The sequence below is a fragment of the Paractinoplanes brasiliensis genome (assembly GCF_004362215.1).
Lineage (GTDB): Bacteria > Actinomycetota > Actinomycetes > Mycobacteriales > Micromonosporaceae > Actinoplanes > Actinoplanes brasiliensis.
Map to the genome: position 1 here is coordinate 1,361,253 of NZ_SNWR01000001.1, position 21,668 is coordinate 1,382,920.

Annotated in this window: 16 protein-coding genes; 6 read left to right on the forward strand and 10 right to left on the reverse strand. The window is 69.8% G+C overall.

The window, feature by feature from the left end:
- The first annotated feature begins 128 nt into the window (after positions 1 to 128).
- The 4 genes from C8E87_RS05695 to C8E87_RS05710 all read left to right on the forward strand — a co-directional run bounded on the left by C8E87_RS05695 (position 129) and on the right by C8E87_RS05710 (position 5,303).
- Positions 129 to 2,453, forward strand: a complete 2,325-nt coding sequence (locus tag C8E87_RS05695; RefSeq protein ID WP_133876645.1) for a putative bifunctional diguanylate cyclase/phosphodiesterase — start codon at positions 129 to 131, stop codon at positions 2,451 to 2,453.
- 135 nt (positions 2,454 to 2,588) lie between these two features.
- Positions 2,589 to 2,771: a hypothetical protein gene (locus C8E87_RS05700; protein ID WP_133872104.1), complete on the forward strand. Its 183-nt coding sequence runs from the start codon at positions 2,589 to 2,591 to the stop codon at positions 2,769 to 2,771.
- 121 nt (positions 2,772 to 2,892) lie between these two features.
- Positions 2,893 to 4,326: a beta-1,3-glucanase family protein gene (locus tag C8E87_RS05705; protein ID WP_166661095.1), complete on the forward strand. Its 1,434-nt coding sequence runs from the start codon at positions 2,893 to 2,895 to the stop codon at positions 4,324 to 4,326.
- Between the two features lie 149 nt (positions 4,327 to 4,475).
- The gene (locus C8E87_RS05710; RefSeq protein WP_239080246.1) at positions 4,476 to 5,303 is read left to right on the forward strand and encodes a DUF4142 domain-containing protein; all 828 of its coding nucleotides are present in this window, start codon (positions 4,476 to 4,478) and stop codon (positions 5,301 to 5,303) included.
- Between the two features lie 24 nt (positions 5,304 to 5,327).
- Here the strand turns inward: C8E87_RS05710 and metH are convergent, their stop codons facing one another.
- The 3 genes from metH to C8E87_RS05725 all read right to left on the reverse strand — a co-directional run bounded on the left by metH (position 5,328) and on the right by C8E87_RS05725 (position 11,720).
- Positions 5,328 to 8,942, reverse strand: a complete 3,615-nt coding sequence (gene metH, locus C8E87_RS05715) for a methionine synthase (RefSeq protein WP_239080245.1) — start codon at positions 8,940 to 8,942, stop codon at positions 5,328 to 5,330.
- 115 nt (positions 8,943 to 9,057) lie between these two features.
- The gene (locus tag C8E87_RS05720) at positions 9,058 to 10,743 is read right to left on the reverse strand and encodes a bifunctional 3'-5' exonuclease/DNA polymerase (RefSeq protein ID WP_438866012.1); all 1,686 of its coding nucleotides are present in this window, start codon (positions 10,741 to 10,743) and stop codon (positions 9,058 to 9,060) included.
- A gap of 122 nt (positions 10,744 to 10,865) precedes the next feature.
- The gene (locus C8E87_RS05725) at positions 10,866 to 11,720 is read right to left on the reverse strand and encodes an aldo/keto reductase (RefSeq protein WP_133872107.1); all 855 of its coding nucleotides are present in this window, start codon (positions 11,718 to 11,720) and stop codon (positions 10,866 to 10,868) included.
- Between the two features lie 158 nt (positions 11,721 to 11,878).
- Here C8E87_RS05725 and C8E87_RS05730 point away from each other — a divergent pair, with 158 nt between their 5' ends.
- Positions 11,879 to 12,565 (forward strand): hypothetical protein, encoded by a 687-nt coding sequence (locus C8E87_RS05730; RefSeq protein ID WP_133872108.1) that lies wholly within the window; start codon positions 11,879 to 11,881, stop codon positions 12,563 to 12,565.
- A 122-nt stretch (positions 12,566 to 12,687) separates the two neighbouring features.
- On the forward strand, positions 12,688 to 13,809 hold the full coding sequence (locus C8E87_RS05735; protein WP_133872109.1) for a 5-methyltetrahydropteroyltriglutamate--homocysteine S-methyltransferase: 1,122 nt from the start codon (positions 12,688 to 12,690) through the stop codon (positions 13,807 to 13,809).
- A gap of 61 nt (positions 13,810 to 13,870) precedes the next feature.
- On the opposite strand, the gene C8E87_RS05740 is transcribed toward C8E87_RS05735, so the two are convergent.
- The 7 genes from C8E87_RS05740 to C8E87_RS05770 form a co-directional block, all read right to left on the reverse strand.
- Complete coding sequence (locus tag C8E87_RS05740; protein ID WP_133872110.1) at positions 13,871 to 14,776, reverse strand: carbohydrate ABC transporter permease; 906 nt, start codon at positions 14,774 to 14,776, stop codon at positions 13,871 to 13,873.
- Positions 14,777 to 14,795: 19 nt separating this feature from the next.
- Positions 14,796 to 15,704: a carbohydrate ABC transporter permease gene (locus tag C8E87_RS05745; protein WP_133872111.1), complete on the reverse strand. Its 909-nt coding sequence runs from the start codon at positions 15,702 to 15,704 to the stop codon at positions 14,796 to 14,798.
- Between the two features lie 46 nt (positions 15,705 to 15,750).
- Positions 15,751 to 17,187, reverse strand: a complete 1,437-nt coding sequence (gene ngcE, locus C8E87_RS05750) for an N-acetylglucosamine/diacetylchitobiose ABC transporter substrate-binding protein (RefSeq protein ID WP_133872112.1) — start codon at positions 17,185 to 17,187, stop codon at positions 15,751 to 15,753.
- A gap of 46 nt (positions 17,188 to 17,233) precedes the next feature.
- Positions 17,234 to 18,148, reverse strand: a complete 915-nt coding sequence (locus C8E87_RS05755) for a carbohydrate ABC transporter permease (protein ID WP_133872113.1) — start codon at positions 18,146 to 18,148, stop codon at positions 17,234 to 17,236.
- Positions 18,148 to 19,137 carry a carbohydrate ABC transporter permease gene (locus tag C8E87_RS05760; protein WP_133872114.1) on the reverse strand — a complete coding sequence of 330 codons (990 nt, stop codon included), beginning with the start codon at positions 19,135 to 19,137 and terminating at the stop codon, positions 18,148 to 18,150. The genes C8E87_RS05755 and C8E87_RS05760 overlap by 1 nt, the downstream gene beginning before the upstream one ends.
- 71 nt (positions 19,138 to 19,208) lie before the next feature.
- Positions 19,209 to 20,522 (reverse strand): extracellular solute-binding protein, encoded by a 1,314-nt coding sequence (locus tag C8E87_RS05765; RefSeq protein ID WP_133872115.1) that lies wholly within the window; start codon positions 20,520 to 20,522, stop codon positions 19,209 to 19,211.
- Between the two features lie 57 nt (positions 20,523 to 20,579).
- On the reverse strand, positions 20,580 to 21,554 hold the full coding sequence (locus C8E87_RS05770) for a MurR/RpiR family transcriptional regulator (protein WP_133872116.1): 975 nt from the start codon (positions 21,552 to 21,554) through the stop codon (positions 20,580 to 20,582).
- Positions 21,555 to 21,668: the final 114 nt, after the last annotated feature.

The following is a 21,668-nucleotide window of genomic DNA, read 5'->3' on the forward strand; positions in this document are numbered from 1 at the left end:
CATCCGCAGCAATCGGCCGGTGCGGGAGCGCGGCCAGTCATCGCGCGGGTGCAGAACGGGTGCGCCGGCGAAGGTCGGGCGTTCGGGGGAGATCGTCTCCACAGAGGACCCGCTAGGGTCGGGCCGTGATGGTGGCGGCCGGGGCACGGGCGGGGACGACCGCCCGCCGTTACGTGTGGGCCACGGCCGCCGTCGTGGCCGTGGGCGCCGTCTGGTGTGTGACCTACCTCGTCACCGGGGCCGGCAGCGAGGCCGTCGGCTACGTGCTCGTCCCGCTCGGCGCCGCCCTGGCCACCGCGAGCCTGTACGACCTGCTCACGAGCCGCCCCGGCCTCGACCCGGCGGCGCGGCGGTTCTGGCGCACGATCCTGGTCGGCGTCGGGCTCAACACCGCTGGTTACGGCTGGATGGCCGTCGACATGCTGTTCCATGCCGACCAGGCCCGCACCCGTACGATGCCCGCCCCGGCCGCGGCCCTGGCGTCCGCCGGTTTCCTGCTCGCCCTCTGGGCTCTCGCCCGGGTGCCCGTCACGTCGGCCGGTGGCGCCGAGCGGTGGCGGGTGGCGCTCGACCGGATGATCGCGTTCCTGGGCTGCGCCGCCGTGGTCTGGTATCTCGGCCTGGCCCCGATGCTCTCGGCCCGCGAGCCGTGGAGCCCGCAGGCGATGCTGCTGGTCGCCCTCGGGTTCCTGGTCGCCGTCGGGGCTGCCACCAAGGTCTCCTACATCGCCGATGGCCCGGTCGACCGCGTTGCGATCCGGTTCATCGCCGCCGCCGGCGGGGTTCCGGCCGCCGCCTGCGCCGTCCTGTCGGTGCAGTTCGGCCTGGTTGCCAGCGTTCCGGCCCAGGGCGTCGTGCTGCCGGCGGCCCCGTTGCTGGTCGCGCTCGGCGTCGCCGCCCAGCATCGGGCCGAGGAGGGCCTGCGCCGCCCGGCCCGGGTGGGGGTGCTGCTGCCCTACGTGGCGATGGTGCTGGTCGACGTGCCGCTCCTCGCGGTGGCGTTCGGCGCGCCGCTGCGCCGGCCCGTGCGGGTGGTCCTGATCGCCGCCGTCGTGGTGACCGCCCTGGTCATGGTGCGGCAGTATCTGGCGTACCGGGAGAACGCCCGTCTGCTGCGGATCGCCCGCATCCAGGAGAAGCGGCTGCAGCACGAGGTGAGCCACGACGGCCTGACCGGGCTGGCCAACCGGGCGCTGTTCCGCGAACGGCTCACGGCCGCGCTGGCCGCGCCCGGCCCGACGTCGGTGCTGCTGATCGACCTGGACGACTTCAAGGCCGTCAACGACCTGCTGGGGCACGGGGTGGGCGACCGGCTGCTGGTGTCGGTGGCGTGGCTGCTGCAGGTCGAGGCCGGGGAGGCCGCGCTGCCGGCCCGGGTCGGCGGTGACGAGTTCGCGGTGGTGCTGACCGAACCCGGCGCCGATCCCGAGGGCCTGGCCGAGCGTCTGCTGACCGCGCTGTCCCACCCGATCAGCGAGCACCGGCTGCTGGTGCAGGCCAGCATCGGGGTTGCCACCGCCGGCCCGGGCGCCTCCGCCGACGAGGTGCTGCGGGACGCCGACCTCGCCATGTACACGGCGAAACAGCAGGGCAAGGCCGGTTTCGTACGGTACGTGGAGGGTCTCGGCGAGCCGGTGCTCGCGCACATGCAGCTCGGCGGCGAACTGCGGCGGGCCCTGGACAACGACGAGTTCCGGGTCGTCTACCAGCCGATCATGCGGCTCGACGACAACCAGCTGGTCGGTGTCGAGGCTCTGGTCCGGTGGCATCACCCGGCCCGTGGCGTGGTCGGGCCGGGCGAGTTCATCCCGGCCGCCGAACGTACGGGGCTGATTGTGCCGCTGGGCCGGTTCGTGCTGCGCGAGACCTGCCGTCAGGCCGCGGCGTGGCTGGCCGAGTTCGGGCCGGAGTCGCTGCGGGAGGCGGGCCTGAACGTCTCCGCGCGGCAGCTGCACGACCCCGACTTCGTCGCGGAGGTGGCCGGCGCGCTGGCCGACAGCGGGCTGCCCTGCGAACGGCTGGTGCTCGAGGTGACCGAGTCGGCGGTGCTGCGCGGCCAGCAGGTCTCGCGGGCGCTGCACGAGCTCGACCGCATGGGCATCCGCCTCGCGCTGGACGACTTCGGCACCGGCGAGTCGTCGCTGAGCCTGCTGCGCGCCTTCCCGGCCGCGATCGTCAAGCTGGACAAGTCGTTCGTCGACGGGATCGAGATAGACGACGGCCTGCCCGCCGCCGCGGACGCCCGGCAGGCAGTGGCCCGCGCGGTGATCCAGCTGGCCCGCGCGCTGGGCCTGGACACGGTGGCCGAGGGCATCGAGAGCCCGGAGCAGGTGACCGCGCTGCGCGAGCTCGGGTACACCGTGGGGCAGGGATACCACCTGGCCGAGCCGATGACCGCCGACGGCGTGTCCCGCTTGCTGGCCCGCCGGGCCGTGAGCAATCACCTCTCGTAGCGCACCCGTCACATCAGCGCTCGTCTGTGTTTGCGCGATCATCGAAGTAGCGGTAGGTCAACACCGTTTCGGTTGATGATTTCGGGCTCGTTACGGCGCATCATTGTCCCGATCCTGATCGAGAAAGTGTGAACGATGTTCCGAACTGTCGACGCCGAAGCCCGTTCGCTCGCTACCGCGAACGAGATCGCCGCCCTGCTCCGCGCCGAGTACGTGGCCAGTGGAAACCGCGCGTACCTGCACGCGGCCTCCATCGCCCTCAGCCGCACCCCGCAGGGTGCCGTCGTGGTTCCGGAGGCCGCCCCCGAACCGGTGTGATCGGCCCGTTCCCGGGACAAAGAGGCAGCGTTCAGCCGGCTCCATTGACATTTGTTAAGTTTCCGAAACATTCTTCTGAGGCCCCTTCCCCCGGGGCTCGGAAGAGAGTTGAGGAGCCGACTTGCGTAAACGCACCGCATGGCTGAGCGTGGTGGCGGCCCTGGCCGTCGCCGCGCCCGTTGCGGCGGTCACCTTGCCCGCCTCGGCGGCATCGCCCGCCATCCTCCCCGTCACCGTCACCAACAACACCGGCCGCGGCGACGCGGTCCACCTCTACGTCATCGGCATCATGAACGGCCGCTGGGGCTCGGTGAACAGCGCCGGCACGTTCTCGCCGTGGCCCGCGGGCGGCATCCCCCCGACCCCGGCGCCCGACGTGTCCATCCCCGGCCCCGGCAACGGCGCCAGCACGACGATCCGCATCCCCAAGGGTCTGTCCGGCCGCGTCTACATGGCGATGCGCGACAAGATCAAGTTCTTCATCACGCCGGACGGCTTCGTGCAGCCCGCGCCCTGGGCCCCGGGCGACCCCAACTTCAACACCCTCTTCGACACCAGCGAGTTCACGTTCAACGACTCGGGGCTGTGGCTGAACAGCTCGCAGGTGGACTTCTTCGGCATCCCGCACGCGGTCACCGTCACCAACGGCGCCGGGCAGACCAAACGCACGGGCGACGTGGTCAACGACGGCCGCAACAAGGTGATCAACGCGATCAAGGCGCAGCCGGGCTGGGAGCGGTCGGTCATCACCCGCTCCGACGGCACGGTGCTGCGGGTGCTCGCGCCGGGCAAGGCCACCGACGCGGGGCTGTTCCCGGCGAACTACCTGGACGCGTACATCAACTCGGCGTTCGCGTCCTACACCAGCCGCACGCTGACCGTCGTGCCGCGTTCCGCCGAGCCGAACCGCAAGTTCTTCGGCCGTACGGTCGGCAACACGATGCGCTTCACCGACAGTTCGGGGGCCGAGGTCGCGACGGTCGACAAGCCCTCGACGTCGAACGTGTGGGGCTGCGACGGCGTCTTCAACGCGCCCAACGTCGCGCCGTTCATCCAGAGCGAGGTCCGCCGTACGATCTGCACGGCGCTGGTGCGGGGCACGCTCGGCACCTCGACGCAGGAGCCGGTGCTCGACGCGAACGCGTTCTACAAGAACAGCGCGGCCAACCACTACTCGCGGATCATCCACGCGAACATGGCCGACGGGAAGGCGTACGGGTTCGCCTACGACGATGTCGGCGGGTTCGAGTCGCTGGTCAACGACGGTGACCCGCAGCGGGCCGGCATCATCCTGAGCCCGTTCGGCGCGGGCGGCAACCCGCCTGTCACCACTCCCCCGGCCACCCAGCCCACAACGGCGCCGCCGACCACGCGCCCGCCGACCACCGCGCCGACCACGCAGCCGCCGGCCGGCACCACGTGGGCGGCCAACACCCCGTACGCGGTGGGTCAGGTCGTGACCTACAACGGCCTGCGCTACCAGTGCCGCCAGGCCCACACCTCCCTGCCCGGGTGGGAGCCGCCGAACGTGCTCGCGCTCTGGCTGCCCCTCTGACAGTGATGAGAGCCCGCCGGGCACGTGCGACACGTGCCCGGCGGGTTGTTTTTATGGTCGTCGAATATTTCCTGCCGGTTTCTTGATCCGGCGGCGGTTCGCCCGCGTACTCCTGCACAGCCAGGGCCAGGGAGTTCGAGGAGGTCGACTTGTCCACCGTCGCTCGTGTGTTCCGCCGGCGCGGCCGGCTGGTCGGGGCGGCCGTCGCCGCCACCGTGAGCCTGGCCCTGACAGAGCCGAGCGCGGCCTGGGCCGAGCCGGGCGTGCCCGACCCGCCCAACCAGCTGATCACCGACACCGGCAAGGGCAAGCTCGCCGAGGCCGACCGCGACTTCGCGATCAAGGTGCGCCTGGCCGGGCTGTGGGAGATCCCGGCCGGCGAGATGGCGCAGGAGAAGTCGAACAACCCCCGGATCAAGAAGATCGGGCAGGACATCGCCGCGCAGCACGTCGTGCTCGACGAGATGGTGCGCGGCGCGGCCGCCAAGCTCAAGATCGACCTGCCCGACGAGCCCAACGAGGACCAGCAGGGCTGGCTCGACGAGATGCGCGACGCCGAGGGCGAGGAGTTCGACCAGATCTACATCGACCGGCTGCGTTCCGCCCACGGCAAGATCTTCCCGGCCATCGCGACGATCCGCACCAGCACCCGCAACGACACCATCCGCAAGCTGGCGCAGCGGGCCAACCAGTTCGTCATGACCCACCTGACGTTGCTGGAGAGCAGCAACCTGGTCGACTTCGCCGCGCTGCCCACCGCCCCCGCGCCCAACGCGGCCCCGCCGGCGAGCGGCACGGCCGGTGGCGGGGGAACGGTGTTGTCCTCGGCCGATCAGAACGAGCCGTCGACCTCGCTGAGCCTGCCGGTGCTCGGGCTGATCGTGGTGGTGGTCGCCGGCATCGTCCTGTTCCTCAGCCGCAATCTCTGGGCCGACCCGAGGCGGCGACGCCGGCGCCGTTACCGGTCGTACTACTAGCCCCTGCGGCCGGGGCCGTTCTGCCTACTTGTCGATCTCGTACGCCAGGTTGGGGCGGAGCCAGCGCTCGACCTCCTCGACCGGCATGCCGCGGCGGCGGGCGTAGTCGGTGATCTGGTCCTTGCCGAGGCGGCCGACCGTGAAGTACCGCGACTGCGGGTGGGCGAAGATCAGACCGCTGACGGCGGCCGCGGGGGTCATCGCGTACGACTCGGTCAGCCCGACGCCGATCCCGGCCGTGCCGAGCAGCTCGAACAGGTCCTTCTTCTCGCTGTGGTCGGGGCTGGCCGGGTAACCCAGCGCGGGCCGGATGCCGCGGAACCGCTCGGCGTGCAGGTCGGCCAGCTCGGGCTGCGCGCCGGGCTCGAACCACTCGCGGCGGGCCTGCAGGTGCAGGTACTCGGCGAACGCCTCGGCCAGCCGGTCGGCCAGCGCCTTCACCATGATCGCGCGGTAGTCGTCGTTGTCGGCCTCGTACTTGGCGGCCAGTTCCTCGGCGCCGTGGATCGCCACCGCGAAGCCGCCCAGGTGGTCGCCGTGCCCGGCCGGCGCGATGTAGTCGGCCAGGCAGCGGTTGGCCCGGCCGGCCGGCTTCTCGGTCTGCTGGCGCAGCATCGGGAACGTGACGCCGTTGTCCAGCACGATGTCGTCGCCGTCGCTGTGCGCCGGCCAGAACGCGTACTTGCCGCGAGCCTCGAACGAGTCGTCCGCGATGATCTGGTCGAGCAGCTCGTTGGCGTCGTCGAACAGCTCGCGGGCGACCGGCTGCTCCAGGATCGCCGGGTATTTGCCCTTGAGCTCCCAGGCCAGGAACAGGAACTGCCAGTCGACCATCTCGCGCAGCTCGGCGATCGTGGGCCGGACCTCGCGGACGCCCGTGAAGGCCGGCGTCGGGATGTCGCCCAGGTCGATCCGCTCGCGGTTGGCGCGCGCCTGCTCGAGGGTGAGCAGCGGCTGGGCGTGCCGGTTGGCGTGCTGTTCGCGCAGGCGCTGCTGGTCGGCCCGGTTGGCCACGTCGAGCCGCTCGGCACGATCCGGTTCGAGCAGGTCGCTCACGACCCCGACGACCCGCGAGGCGTCCAGGACGTGCACGGTCGTTCCCTCGTACGCGGGAGCGATGCGCACCGCCGTGTGCTGCTTGCTCGTGGTGGCGCCGCCGATCAGCAGCGGCAGCTTGAGGCCGCGGCGCTGCATCTCGGCCCCGACCGCCACCATCTCGTCGAGCGACGGCGTGATCAGGCCGGAGAGCCCGACGGCGTCGGCGCCCTCGCTGACCGCCGTGTCGAGGATCTTGGCGGCGGGCACCATCACGCCGAGGTCGATCACCTCGTAGTTGTTGCAGCCCAGCACCACGCCGACGATGTTCTTGCCGATGTCGTGGACGTCGCCCTTGACCGTGGCCAGCACGACCTTGCCCTGGCCGCGGGTGTTGCCGCTCGCCGCTTTCTCCTGCTCCATGAACGGCTCGAGGTAGGCGACCGAGCGCTTCATGACGCGGGCGCTCTTGACCACCTGGGGCAGGAACATCTTGCCCGAGCCGAACAGGTCTCCGACGATCTTCATGCCGTCCATCAGCGGGCCCTCGATGACCTCGAGCGGCTTGGGCAGCAGCTGCCGGGCCTCCTCGGTGTCGGCCTCGATGTAGTCGACGATGCCGTGGACCAGCGCGTACGACAGGCGCTCGGCCACCGGGGCGTCGCGCCAGGACAGGTCGACCTCGCGCTGCTTGCCCTTGCCGGTCACGGTGCTGGCGAACGTCACGAGCCGGTCGGTGGCGTCCTCGCGGCGGTCGAAGAGCACGTCCTCGACGAGTTCGAGCAGATCGGCCGGGATGTCCTGATAGACGGCGAGCTGCCCGGCGTTGACGATGCCCATGTCGAGGCCGGCCCGCACGGCGTGGAACAGGAACGCCGAGTGCATCGCCTCGCGGACCACGTCGTTGCCGCGGAACGAGAACGACAGGTTGGAGATGCCACCGCTGGTGCGCGCGCCCGGGCAGCGCTGCTTGATCAGCGGGAGGGCCTCGATGAAGGCCTTCGCGTACCCGTTGTGCTCGCTGATGCCGGTCGCGACGGCGAGCACGTTCGGGTCGAAGATGATGTCGCCGGGCGCGAACCCGGCCTCGTTGACCAGCAGGTCGTACGCCCGCCCGCAGATCTCGACCTTGCGGTCGCGGGTGTCGGCCTGGCCCTGCTCGTCGAACGCCATCACCACGACGCCGGCGCCGAAGTCACGGATGCGGCGGGCGTGGGAGAGGAACGGGCCCTCGCCCTCCTTCAGGCTGATCGAGTTGACCACGCCCTTGCCCTGCACGCACTTGAGGCCGGCCTCGAGCACGCTCCACCTCGAGCTGTCGATCATCACCGGGATGCGGGCGACCTCGGGCTCGGTGGCGATCAGGTTGAGGAACGTCGTCATCGCCGTCTCGCTGTCGAGCAGGTCGGCGTCCATGTTCACGTCGAGCAGGTTGGCCCCGCCGCGCACCTGGTCGAGCGCGACGTCCACGGCGCCCTGGTAGTCGTCGGCCTCGATCAGGCGGCGGAACTTGGCCGAGCCGGTGACGTTGGTGCGCTCGCCGATCATGACGAAGCCGGTGTCGGGGCCGATCTCGAACGGCTCCAGGCCGCTGAACCGGGTCGTCTCCGCCGGGGCTTTTACTTCGCGCGGCTTCTTCCCCGCCGCCGCCTTGGCGATCTGCCCGATATGCGAGGGGGAGGTGCCGCAGCAGCCGCCGACGATGTTGACCAGGCCGGCGTCGGCGAACTCCGCCAGCAGCGCGGCGGTCTGGTCGGGGGTCTCGTCGTAACCACCGAACGCGTTGGGCAGCCCGGCGTTGGGGTGGGCGGCGACGTAGGTGCCGGCCAGCCGGGCCAGCTCGGCCACATGCGGGCGGGCCTCGGTCGCGCCGAGCGCGCAGTTCACGCCGACGATCAGCGGCTGGGCGCGCTCGATGGACCGCCAGAACGCCTCGACGGTCTGGCCGCTGAGGGTGCGGCCGGACAGGTCGACGATCGTCACCGAGATCCACAACGGCAGCTCGGGGGCGACCTCACGGGCGGCGGCGATGGCGGCCTTGGCGTTGAGCGTGTCGAAGATGGTCTCGACCAGCAGGATGTCGACGCCGCCCTCGGCCAGGGCCGCGATCTGTTCCGCGTACGCCGCCTTGACCTGGTCGAACGTGACGGCGCGATACGCGGGGTCGTCGACCTTGGGCGAGAGCGACAGGGTGACGTTGAGCGGGCCGATCGAGCCGGCGACGAACTTGCCGCCCGCCTCGTCGGCGGCCTGACGAGCCAGTTGCGCCCCACGCAGGTTCATGTCCCGCACGTACGCCTCCAGACCGTAATCGGCCTGGGCGATGCTCGTCGCGGTGAACGTGTTGGTGGTCGTGATGTCGGCGCCGGCGGCCAGATATTGCCGGTGCACGTCGAGGATCAGGTCGGGCCGGGTGAGGATGAGCAGATCGGGGTCGCCCGTCACGTCCTGCGGATGATCGGGGCCGATCAGGTCGCCCCGATAGTCCTCCGGCGTGAGCTTCGCGCCCTGCAGCATCGTGCCCCACGCGCCGTCGAGCACCACCACGCGCTCGTCGAGAAGGCGCTTGAGCTCATCAGTTCTGATTTGGCCAACTCTGTTCACACCGACCACCTCCGGTTCAACGGAGGCGCCCTTGGTCGGTTTCCACCGAGCGAGCGTGGCGGGTGTCACCCCGTTGCAGCGCCTCTCGCTTCGGACCCTCCAAGGTACCCGATTGTCACTTCGCATCCGCGTAAGCGCCAACTACTGAGACGTCGAGCGGGAAGCGCACCGTCGTGTCGCCGAACAGCAGCCGCCCGGCCTGCTCGGCGCACCGGTGCACGGCCGCGACGACCTCGCCGGCCTGCTCGGCCGGGCAGTGCACCACCACCTCGTCGTGCACGAACAGGACCATTTCGGCCCGGGTGCCCGCCAACGCCGTACGCAGCGTGGCGAGCAGCACCAGGGCCCACTCGGCGGCGGTCGCCTGCACCACGAAGTTGCGGGTGAACCGGCCCCGGGCCCGCCCCGTCGCCCCGCCCTGCGGCTCGGCCGTGCCCGTCTCCTCCGGCGGGTCGAGCCCCGCGTCGCGCCAGGCCCCCGACGAGGGCGGGCAGGTGCGCCCCAGCCACGACCGGACCAGCCCACCCGCCTCACCCACCCGGGCGGCCTGCTCGACGAACTCGAACGCCGTCGGGTAGCTCTTGCGCAGCACGGCGAGCGCCGGGATCGCGGCCCCGCCGGTCTGTCCGTACATCGCACCGAGCAGCGCGATCTTGGCCTTGGCGCGGTCGCCGTCGAACGAGTCGGCGGCCAGCGCGGCATACAGGTCACCGGCGGCGGCCGCGGCGGCCAACCGGCGGTCACCGGAGATCGCGGCCAGCACCCGCGGTTCGAGCTGCCCCGCGTCGGCCACCACGAACGTCCAGCCCGGGTCGGCGACCACGGCCCGGCGCACGGCCTTGGGCACCTGCAGCGCGCCGCCCCCACGGGTGGCCCAGCGCCCCGAGACGACACCGCCCGGCACGTACTCGGGGCGGAAGCGCCCGTCGATGACCCAGGCGTCGCACCACGACCAGCCGTGCGCCGTCCAGATGCGGTAAAGCTCCTTGTACTCCAGCAGCGGCTTGACCGCCGGGTGCTCGACCCGGCGCAGCACCCAGGCCCGGGTGTTGGGGATGTCGACGCCCGAGCGCGCGAACGCCCGCACCACCTCGGCCGGCGAATCCGGATGCAGCCCCCGGGCGCCGAAGGCGGCGTTGATCTCGGCCGTCAGCTCGGCGAGCCGGCGCGGCGGCCCCACCGGCTGAGGCGCCCCCAGCAGCTCCCGCAGCAGCTGGTCGTGCAGGTCGGCCCGCCACGGCAGCCCGGCATGCCCCATCTCGGCCCCGACGAGCGCCCCCGCCGACTCGGCCGCCACGAGCATGCGGAACCGGCCCGGATGCTCGGTCTCGCCGACCCGCCGCAGCTGATCGCGGTAGACCTCACCCACGGCCTCGAGCACATCGAACCCGTACGGCCCCGGGGGCGCGGCGGCGGTCTCGAACAGCGCCCCCTGCGCGTGACCCGGAGGCTCGGCCACCCGGGGCGGCGGATCGGCCGGCACCGGAAGCCCCCTCAGCCGGGCGCGGGCGGCCGGCAACGCCTTGGGCGAGCCCCACCACCCCGCATGCCCCATCAGCAGCGCCTCGGTGAGCTCGAGGTCGTGGCAGCGGGCCACCCGCACGCCGCTCCTGAGCAGGGCCGGATAGACCTCTGCGGTGGCCGCCCAGACCCAGCGGGGCTGATCGGCAGCCTCCCTTTCCGCGATGGCGCCGGCCAGGTCATCCACCGGCCGGACCTCCCCCGCCGCGGTGCCGTCGGCATGCAGATCCTGCAGACGACCACCTCGCCCGTCCGCATCAACCGCCACCGCCGTGAGCACCCCTGAATTCTCCCCGCGGGGTACGACATTTTCGGCTGTCGCCAGCGCCCGGCCGGTATGCGTCGTACGCGGCGCGGGCATGCCGGAACGTCGTGGCCGGTTCCGGCAAGCAGGCCGGGCGGTCAGCCCAGCTCGGCCAGGTCTTCCGCGGTCAGCGTCAGCTCCGAGGCGGCCGCCGAGTCCTGGATCGTCTCGGGGCGGCTGGCGCCGGGGATCGGGATGACCATCGGCGACTTGGCCAGATGCCAGGCCAGGCAGACCCGCTGCGGGCTCACCCCGTGGCGCTCGGCCACGGTGGCGAACTTGTCGGCGTGCCCGTTGAGCGCGGACGCCTTGCCGATGCCGCCCAGCGGCGACCACGGCAGGAACGCGATGCCCAGCTCGTCGCAGAGCTCCAGCTCGGGCTCGGAGGAACGGAACGACGGCGAGAACTGGTTCTGCACCGACACGAGCCGGCCGCCGAGGATCTCCTGCGCCTCGCGGATCTGCCGCGGGTCGGCGTTCGAGATTCCGGCCATGCGGATCTTGCCGGCGTCGAGCAGGTCCCGGATCGCGCCCACGGAATCCGCGTACGGCACCGACGGGTCGGGACGGTGGAACTGGTAGAGCCCGATGGCCTCGACGCCGAGCCGCTTCAGCGACGCCTCGCAGGCCTGCTTGAGGTAGGCGGGGTCGCCGTTGCGGGTCCAGCTGCCGTCGCCGGGGCGCAGGTGGCCGCCCTTGGTCGCGACCAGCACGCCCGACGTGTCCCCGCCGTACGTGGCCAGGCCGCGGGCGATCAGCGACTCGTTGTGCCCGACCTCGTCGGCGCCGATGTGATAGGCGTCGGCGGTGTCGATGAACGTCACACCGGCGTCGAGCGCGGCGTGAATCGTACGGATGGAACGGTCTTCGTCGGGCCGCCCCTCGATCGACATCGGCATGCCGCCGAGCCCGATCGCACTGACCGTCACGTCACCGATGCGGCGACTCTGCATGATCAAAACCTTTCCTCGCGTACGGGGATCAGATCGTCCCCGGTCAACCTTGGTACCCCGGGACGAGCGAGTCCAACAGAAAAGGGAGGCTGGGGTTTCGGCGTGCGGAGGCACTACCATGACCGCGACCCGACGGACGGCGGCGAGGACGTGGTGTCATGCGGTGGTTCCGGCGCGGGCCCAGCAAGCAGCAGACCGACAGCGCCCAGGCTCGGGCGCTCGTCGAGGACGTCCGGGCCCGATACGGCGCCTCCGTCCACGCCACCTTCCACGAGCAGGCCACGGCGTGCGCCGCGCAGCTCACCCAGGCCGACGAGGACGGGATGATCGCCGCGGCGATGATCCTGCGCGAGTTCGCCGACGAGGCCCACCGCGACGTCAGCGCCAAGCTCGGCCACGCCGTGGACCGCAGCAACTATCGCCCTCAGTGGCGGCACCCGCGGGGCGGCCCGCGGTGGAACCTGTTCGCCCTGCCCGGCGGCCTGCACCCGTACATTCACGTCACCGCCGCCGCCACCGTCCTCGGCGAGCAGGCCAAACGCGCCGTCCGCGCCACCGCCCCGGCGCCCCTGCTGGCCCACGTCTTCGAGATCCTCGACCTCACCGTGATCGGCTGGGAGTTCGCCCGGGTGCGGCCCGACACCGACATGGCCGGCCTCGCGCACCGCCTGATCGGCACGGCTCGCGACCTGCGGGCAGCGATGAGCGACGAGCCCCCGCTGCCCGACCCCGTACGCGAGGTGATGCGCCGCAACAACACCATCACCGTGTACGACCCCCACTCCCCGCAGGTGGTCGGCGGCTTCAACCCGGGCAAGGAGATGCGCGAGGCCCTGCTGGCCTGACCGGGTTCACGACTCGCTGGAGCGGGCCCAGAGGTTGATTGTCGAGCCGCACCGGAAATTCGCATTGAGCCCAATCGATCATCTGGACACCGGCGGCGCCCCTCCGGCGTTACGGTGATGCGATGAGCATCCGTGAGACGCCACCGTTCCGGGCCGACCACGTCGGCAGCCTGCTTCGCCCACCCGCCCTGCTCGAGGCGCGCGAGCGCCGCGCCACCGGCGAGATCGACGCCGAGGAGCTGCGCGCCACCGAGGACGCCGCGATCCGCGACGTCGTCCGCATGCAACGCGACGTCGGCCTGCGCTCGGCCACCGACGGCGAGTTCCGCCGCACGTCGTGGCACATGGATTTCATCTACCGCCTCGGCGGCGTCCACCCCACCGACGAAAAGATCCAGGTCCACTTCCGCAACGCCGAGGGCGAGATCGACTTCGAGTCGGCGGCGCTGGCCATCGACGCGCCGATCCGCCTCACCGAGACCGTGTTCGGCGACGACTTCGCGTTCCTGCGGTCCGTCGTGGACCCGGGCGTGACGGCGAAACTGACCATCCCGTCGCCCAGCATGGTCCATTACCGCGGCGGCCGGGCGGCAATCGATCCGGCCGTCTACCCCGACGAGGACCAGTTCTGGGCCGACCTCAGCGCCGCCTACGCCGAACAGGTGCGGCGGGTGGCCGAGCTGGGCTGTCGTTACCTGCAGCTCGACGACACCAGCCTGGCCTATCTCAACGATCCCGCGCAGCGCCGCCTGCTCAACGACCGCGGTGACGACGCCGAGCACCAGCATCTGCGCTACATCCGTCAGATCAACGCCGCGATCGCCGGCCGCCCGGCAGGCCTCTCCGTCACCACCCACATGTGCCGGGGCAACTTCCGCTCGTCGTGGACGGCCGAGGGCGGCTACGACTTCGTGGCCGAGGCGCTCTTCAGCGAACTGGCCGTCGACGGCTTCTTCCTGGAGTACGACGACGAGCGCTCGGGCGACTTCGCTCCCCTGCGTTTCGTGCCACCCGGCAAAACCGTCGTGCTCGGCCTCGTCACCACCAAGAGCGGCCGGCTCGAATCGAAGGACACCCTCAAGCGCCGCATCGACGAGGCAGCCCGCTACGTGCCGCTGGAGCAGCTCTGCCTCTCACCCCAGTGCGGCTTCTCCTCCACAGTGGAGGGCAACACCCTGACCTACGACGAGGAGGTCGCCAAGCTCGCCCTGATCGTCGAGACAGCCGCGGAGGTGTGGGGCTGAGACGACGAAGCTCCTCCCCGCGGGACGGACCGCGAGGGGGAGCTTCGTCAGAGGGGAGCTTCTACTTCACCGCGCCGGCGGTGAGGCCCGACTGGATCTGGCGCTGGAAGACGGCGTACACGACGATCATCGGCAGGATCGTGAGGACGAGCGCCGCGAACAGGGTCGACCATTCCGCCTGGTAGCCGGCCGAGACGCTGATCTGGGCGATGCCCTGGGTGAGCAGCAGCTTCTGGTCGGCGCCGGGACCGCTCATGATCACGACGGGCAGCAGGTACTGGTTCCACTGGCCGACGATGTTGAAGATCGTGATGCTGACCAGGCCGGAGCGCGCCATCGGCATCATGATCTGGAAGAACTTGCGTACGTGGGAGGCGCCGTCGACGGTCGCGGCCTCCTCGATCTCGTACGGGAGGCTCTTGAAGAAGGCGGCCAGGAAGAAGATCGTGAAGGGCAGCGAGTACGCGATGTACACGAGGATCAGCCCGGTGAACGAGCCGAGCAGGCCCAGTCCTTTGAGGATGTAGAACAGCGGCGCCAGCGCCATGAACGTCGGGAACGCCAGGCCCGAGACGAACAGGTAGTAGATGGCGCGGTTGCCGGGGAATTTGTAGCGGGCCAGCACGTACGCGGCCATCGCGCCGAACAGCATGGTGCCGGCGGTGCTGATCAGCACGACGAAGACGCTGTTGAGGAAGTAGCGCCCGATGTGCGCGTCGCTCCACGCGTTGGCGTACGTCTCGAACGAGAACTGGTTGGGCAGCGCGAACGGCTTGCCCAGGAAGATCTCGGTGTTGCTCTTGAACGACGCCAGCAGGACCCACAGCAGCGGGCCGGCCGTGATCAGGGCCCAGGCGACCAGGGCGACGTGCGAGAGGCCGGTGGCGATCTTGAGGTCGCGCCTGGGTTCCGGCGCGCGGCCCGCCGACAGCGCGGTGGTGCTCGGGGTCTTGGTGATGGTGGTCATCGTCTCGCCTCTCGCCCGATCAGGCTTCGACGGATTCGCGGCGGGTGGCCGAGAGGGTCACCCAGGCGAAAGTCAGGGTCAGGAAGAAGAGCACCACACCGAGGGCGGATGCGTAACCGGCCTGCGAGAACTCGAAGGCGTTGCGATAGATCATGAGGCTGAGCACCGAGGTCGCGCCGTCGGGGCCGCCGCGGTCCACGGTCATGATGTTGACCAGGGCGAACGCGTCGAAGGCGGCGATGCCGAGGTAGACCCAGGCGACCTGCACCGTGTTCCAGAGCAGCGGGATGGTGATCCGGAAGAACAGGGTCATCCGGCTGGCGCCGTCGATCGCGGCCGCCTCGTACACCTCGGTGGGGATGTTGCCCATGCCGGCCGAGAACAGCACGACGTAGAAGCCGACCGCCTGCCAGACCAGCACGACCAGCAGGCAGCCCATGGCGTAGCGCTCGTCGGCCAGGAACAGCCAGGGCGACCACGAGTCCGGGAACAGGCCGTTGATCATGCCGCTCTTGTCCGGCCCGAACACCCGGCCGAAGATCACGGCGACGATGGCCAGCGCCAGCAGCTGCGGGAAGAAGAAGATGATCCGGTAGACCTTGGAGCCCCAGACGCCCCGGGTCACCCCGCCCTTGTGCCCGCCGCCCACGTTCAGCAGGAACGCGAAGATCAGGGCGAGGACGACCGTGATGAGCGGCAGGAAGATCAGCAGGAACACGTTGTGCTTGATCGACTGCCAGAACAGGGTGTCGTCCCACATCTTGCGGAAGTTGCCCAGGCCGACGAAGTTCTCGACCGGCCCGAGCCCCGACCATTCGTAGACCGACAGGTAGAACGCCTGGATGTACGCCCACACGACGAATGTCACGTAGAGCGCCACCGGCACGACAAGGAAGCCGATGATGAAGGGATACTTGCCGTGCCGCATGGCGCCTACCGTCCTACCTTGTTGCTAGTTGCCGGTTACCAGATGATCAGCTGCGGGTGAACTTGGTGATGGCAGAGTCCTTGGCCACGGCCTGCGAGGCCTTCTCCATGCGCTCGCAGAACTTGGCGGCGTCGTAGTCCTTGAACATCAGATCGTTGGCGGCAGCCCGCGACTCGTCGTCGAGCTTCTTGTACCAGGTGTCGAACAGGTAGCCCATGAAGACGTCCTTGCCGGCCTTGGCGACAGCGTCGTTGGCGCTGGTCAGACCGGGCGAGATCGTGACGCCGTCGGAGGCGCCCGCCACCACCGTAAGCGACTTCGTGAGCTTCGTGAACTCCAGCGCCGCCTCCTTGGAGAGCATGGTGCGCAGGTACTCCTTGCCGCCCTGGGGGTTCTTGCCCTTGGCGGCGGCGAAGTAGATCTCTCCGGCGGCGGCGTTGATGGCGGTGGCCGGCAGCTTGTCCGACGCGGTGACGCTCGGGTACGGCGCGATCGCGTACTCGAAACCGGACGGGGTGTCCTTGGCCTGCTCGTTCTCGAGCCAGGAGCCGCAGGGGTAGAACGCGACCTTGTCCTGGTTCTGCTGGAGCTGGACCTCGGTGTGACGCAGGCCGAGGAACGTCTTGTTGATGTAGTTCTTGCCGATCCCGGCCCACGCCTCGGCCGCCTGCTTGACGGCGTCGTTGGTCCAGGCGCCTTCCTTCAGGTTGTCGATGTCCTTGAGGACCTGCTCGGTGCCGATCTTGCCGGCGCTGGTGAGCAGGGCGCGGACCATGTAGTACGACGCGTTGGCGCCGGCGTAGCCGAACGGCGTGATGCCCGCGGCCTTGATCTTGTCGCACAGCGCGGTGAACTCGGCCCAGGTGGCCGGCGGGGTCCAGTTGTTCTTCTTGAACAGGGCCGCGTTGTACCAGAGGCCGAAGACCGTGTACGCGTAGTTCACCGCGAACGGCTTGCCGTCGTACGTGCCCTGCTCGACCGCGCCCGGCACCAGCGTCTCGGCCACCGTCTTGCCCGCGATGTCCAGCGACGGCGCCGCGAACAGGTCGGTCAGGTCGGCCGCCTGGCCCGCCTTCACGATCGCGCCGAAGTCCATCAGCTTCGAGCCCGAGTTGTTGATCATGTCCGGCGGGTTGCCGGCGTTGATCCGGGGCTGGATCTGCGTCGAGATCTCCTCGGTCTGCGAGTACGTGACCTTGGCCTCCGGCCACTTCTTGTTGAACAGCGGCGTGTCGACGTCGGTCGCGTACTTGGTGCCCAGACCGCCGTTGAAGATCACGATCTCGACGCCGGCCTTGGGGTCGATGCCGAGCGGGTTGTCCGCCGACTTCGTGCCGGTGGCCTGGTCCTGGGTGCCCTCGTCGGAACCGCCGACACACGCGCTGAGCATGCTCACGGCGGGGGTGGCAAGCAGACCGACGGCGGCCGCGCGACGCAGCAGCGTACGGCGGTCCAACTCGGACTTGGTGAATATGTCGGTCACAGCATCTCCTCAGTGCTTGCTGTTTGTTACTGGTGTTGAGTCCGGATCATCCCTTGACCGCGCCGGCGGTGAGGCCGGTAGCGATGTTGCGCTGAATGATCAGGAAGAAGATCACCACCGGGATCGAGGTGATGATCGCACCGGCCATGAGGGGCCCCCAGGCGGTACCGCGCGTTGTCTGGTTCTGCAGCAGCCAGGCCATCAGATTCTGCTTGTCCGGGCTGTTCAGCGTGTTGATGATGATGAACTCGTTCCAGGCCTGGATGAACCCGTAGACGCTCGTGGCGACCAGACCGGGACCGGTCAGCGGCAGGATGATGCGCCAGAACACCTGCGCCCGTGTGCAGCCGTCGATCATGGCGGCTTCGTCGAGCTCCCGGGGGATGCCGGAGATGAAGCCGCGCAACGTCCAGACGGTGTAGGGCAAGATCAGCACGAGGTACGTGATGCTCACACCGATCAAACTGTTGGTCAAATCCGCGCTCTGCAGCATGAGGAAGAGCGGGATGAGCAACGACAGGAACGGGATGAGCTGAACCACCAGGACGACCAGGATGATCGCCTTGCGGCCGTAGAACGAGAACCGCGCGATCGACAACGCCCCGAGGAAGCCCACCACCAGGGCGCCGGCCACCGCCAGGAGCGTGACGATGACGCCGTTCAGCATGTCCTTGAGGAACAGCGGGGCCTTGAAGGCGGAGACGAAGTTGTCGAACGTCGGGTTGCTGGGCCAGAACCCGGGCTCCAGCGCGAGCACCTCGTCGGCCGGTTTGAACGCCGTGTTCAGCACCCAGTAGACCGGGAACAGCATGATGACGCCGAAGACGATCCCGGCGGTGTTGGCCGCGATCGTGCCGGACCGGCTGCGCCCGACGGTGATGACACCGTCGTCGGTCTTGGCCCGGCGGCGCCGGAGCGGGGCGGTGGAGGCGGGGGCGGGACCCGCTGCGGGGGCGACCATCAGTCCACCTCTCCGATCCTGAACATCTGCCGGATATAGAAGATCATGACGCCGAGCATGAGGATCACGGTGATCACCGCGATGGCCGAGCCCAGGCTGTAGCGCGACTGGCCGAAGGCCTGCGTGTACGAGTACGTGGCGAGCGTCTGGAACTGGGGCTCGGGGTGGCCGTCCCGCAGCACCCAGGCCTGCGTGAAGAGGCCGAAGTTCCAGATCACCGACAGCGTGGTGACGATCATGATGAGCGGCTTGAGGATCGGCAGGGTGATGTTGCGCAGCGCCTGCCAGGCCGTGGCGCCGTCCACCGTGGCCGCCTCGAGCAGCTCCTTGGGCACCTGGGTCAGCCCCGCGTTGAGCGTGATCGCCAGGAACGGGATGCCGGCCCAGACCACCAGCGTGGTGATGACGCTCCAGCCCTGCCACGGGTTCACGAACCAGCTGTGGTTCTGGTAGCTCACGCCGGGGAGCAGGTCGATCAGGTAGTTCACGACCCCGAAGTCGGAGTCGGTCATCCACCGGAAGATCTGGGCCGCGACCAGCTGCGGCAGCGCCCACACGAACATCATGGCGACGATCATGAAGAGCCGGACGCCGCGGCTGACCCGGCGCATCAGCAGCGCGATGCCCAGGCCGAACAGCACCGAGACCAGCACCGAGACGAAGGTGAAGGCGACGGTGCGCCCGACCACCGACCAGAACACGGAGTCGGTGAGCACCCGCGTGTACTGGTCGAAGCCGACCCACGGGGGCGTACGGCCGCTGAGCAGCTCGCGCAGCCGCATGTTCTGGAACGACAGGATGACCATCCGGACCAGCGGGTAGCCCAGCAGGCCGGCGATCAGCAGGAGAGCGGGCAGGGCGAGCAGCCACGGGGTACGGCCGCTGTCGCGCTTGCGGCGCTTGGGGGCGGCGTGACCGGGGACCCGGTTCTGCTGCGGCCCGCCGGGATCGCGGGGCCGTCGGGTCGCCGGGGAGTCGACGACGGACATCGGCGTTTCCCTCTCTAGGGGCCGGGCGGGCTGCCCGCCTTCGTGCCGGAAGGCGGGCAGCCCGGCGGATGTCAGCTCTCGTTGAGCGTGGTGTTGATCTGGTCGTCGGCCCACTTGGCGCCGTCAGCCACCGACTTCTTGCCGGTCAGGATGTCGGTCAGCATGGTCTGCAGGACCGCGCTCTTCTCGACGTCGGCCCACTTCTCGGCGTTCGGCGGGAACCAGCTGTTCTTCGCGGCCAGCGCGGCCGGCGCGATCGCCGGGTTGTCAGCGGCGGCCTTGTCCAGCAGCGAGGTCGCGTTCGGCAGCGCGTTGGCCTTGACCAGCCCGGCCATCGAGGTGCTGTCGGTGAACGCCTTGATCCACTGAGCGGCCAGCTGCTTGTTCTGGCTCTTCTCGGTGATGCCCAGGTTGGAGCCGCCCAGGAACGACGGGACCTCGGGCATCGGCGCGGCGGCCAGCTTGCCCTTCACCTTGGTGGGGACCAGCGGGGAGTCCGGGTTGTTCGGGTCCTTCTTGGTCTCCTCGGCCGCGCCCTGCTCCCAGGCGTTGCCGTAGAACATGGCCGCGGTGCCCTGGGCGAACGTGTTGGCCTGGTCGTTCTCGTTCTTGGTGGGGTCGGCCTTCGAGTACTTCTTGGCCAGGTCGACCCAGCGCTGCAGGCCCTCGATCGAGGCCGGCTGCGAGAGCTGGCCGACCCACTTGTCGCCCTCCTGCTTCGCGATGTCGCCGCCGGTCGACTTGACCCAGCTCATCGCCGCGTACCAGTACTGGCCCGGCATGTAGACGGCGCCGAACTTGCTGTTGGCCTTCTCGGCGGCCTGCAGCTTGTCGGCGGCCGACAGGAAGTCCGCGTACGACTTGGGGGCCTCGCTGATGCCGGCCTTCTTGAACAGGTCGGTGCGGTAGATCAGCACGCGCGCGCCGGCGTAGTAGGGCACGCAGTAGGTCTGGCCCTCGAAGTCGCAGGCGCCCTTGAGGCCCTGCAGCCACGAGCCCGAGTTCTCGTAGTCGGCCGGGTTGATCGCGCCGAACGCGCCCGAGAAGACGTACTTCGGGAACTCGGTGTTGCCCAGCTCCACGACGTCGGGGACGTCGTTGCCCGCCAGGGTCGCGTCCAGCTTGGTGAGGTGGTTGGCCCACTGCTGGTACTCGACGTTGACCTGGGCGCCGGTGGCGTCGGTGAACCGCTTGCTCGCGTCGTCGACGACGTTCTTCCAAGCGCTCTGCGCGTCGACCATCAGCCAGACCTTGAGGGTCTTGCCGGTGCCGTCGACCTTGCCGGAAGCCGAAGTAGTGGGGGCGTCCTCGTCGTTGGAGCCGCAGGCCGCGGCGCCGAGCAGTGTCGCCGCGATGGCCGCGACGGCGGCAATCTTGCGCTTCACGCTGTCCTCCTGGGGAGATTTATTTTCGGGGATGATGCGATTTCAGGTGGTTGCGGTTCAGGTGGTACTGCCGTCCTTGGCCGCCTTGTGGCCGTGTACGGCCTGGGCGGTGCGCTGGAACGCAGCGTGCGAACGTTCGTGGGTCCGCTGCGCGACGGCGACGTAGAGAAGATCAAGGACGACCAGTTGCGGGTGCCGGGCGCTGAGCGCGTCCGGCCGGAAGGTGGTCGCTTGGGTGGCGGTGACCAGGGTGATGTCGGCCAGCTCGGCCAGCGGCGAGCGCGGGAAGCTGGTGAGGGCGATGGTGGTGGCGCCCCGGCTGCTCGCCTCCGCGAGCAGCTCGATCGTCTCGCCGGTCTCCCCGCTGTGCGAGATGCCGAGCGCGACGTCGCCGGGCCGGGAGAGCGCGGCGCTGGCCAGACCGTTGTGCACGTCGGTCCAGGCCCAGGCCGGCACCCCGATGCGGTGCAGGCTGAACTGCATTTCCTCGCCGACCAGCGCGGATCCGCTGGCGCCGAAGATGTTCACCCGGGGCGCCGCGGCGATCGCGACCGCGGCCCGCTCGACCTCGGCCAGGTCGAGCAGCTCGGCCGTGTCGTGCATGGCCTGGGTGTCGGCCGCCATGATCTGCCCGAGCACCCGTTCGAGGGGGTCGCTCGGCTGGATCTCGCGGCCGATGTCGACGGTCCACCCGGCGGAACGCGCCCGCCCGGTTTCCGCCGCGATGCCGAGCCGCAGGTCCGCGTACCCGTCGAAGCCGAGGGCCCGGCAGAACCGGGTGACGGTCGCCGGCGAGGTGCCGCTGCGCTCGGCGAGCTCGACGATGGTGGCGCGTGACGCGGCGGCCGGATCGGTGAGGACCTGCTCGGCGACCCGCCGCAGCGCCCCCGTGAACTCCGGGAGCAGCGACCGCACCCGGGCCAGCACTCCCTGCTGATTCGCGGCGTGCAGGTCGGCGGTGGCCTGTGCGCCGCGAACCAGGGAGTCGACGACCGCGGTCGCCGCGGCGCCGTCCATCTCCGGCTCGCTCATGGGCCACCCTTTCAGGAAGGAGTGTTTACTGTCGCGGTAAAAGTTCTTACTAACCGCCCCTCCGTGTCAAGGAGTTGGGCGAAGTTTTCAAACCGTTACCTGACCTGCGCCGAT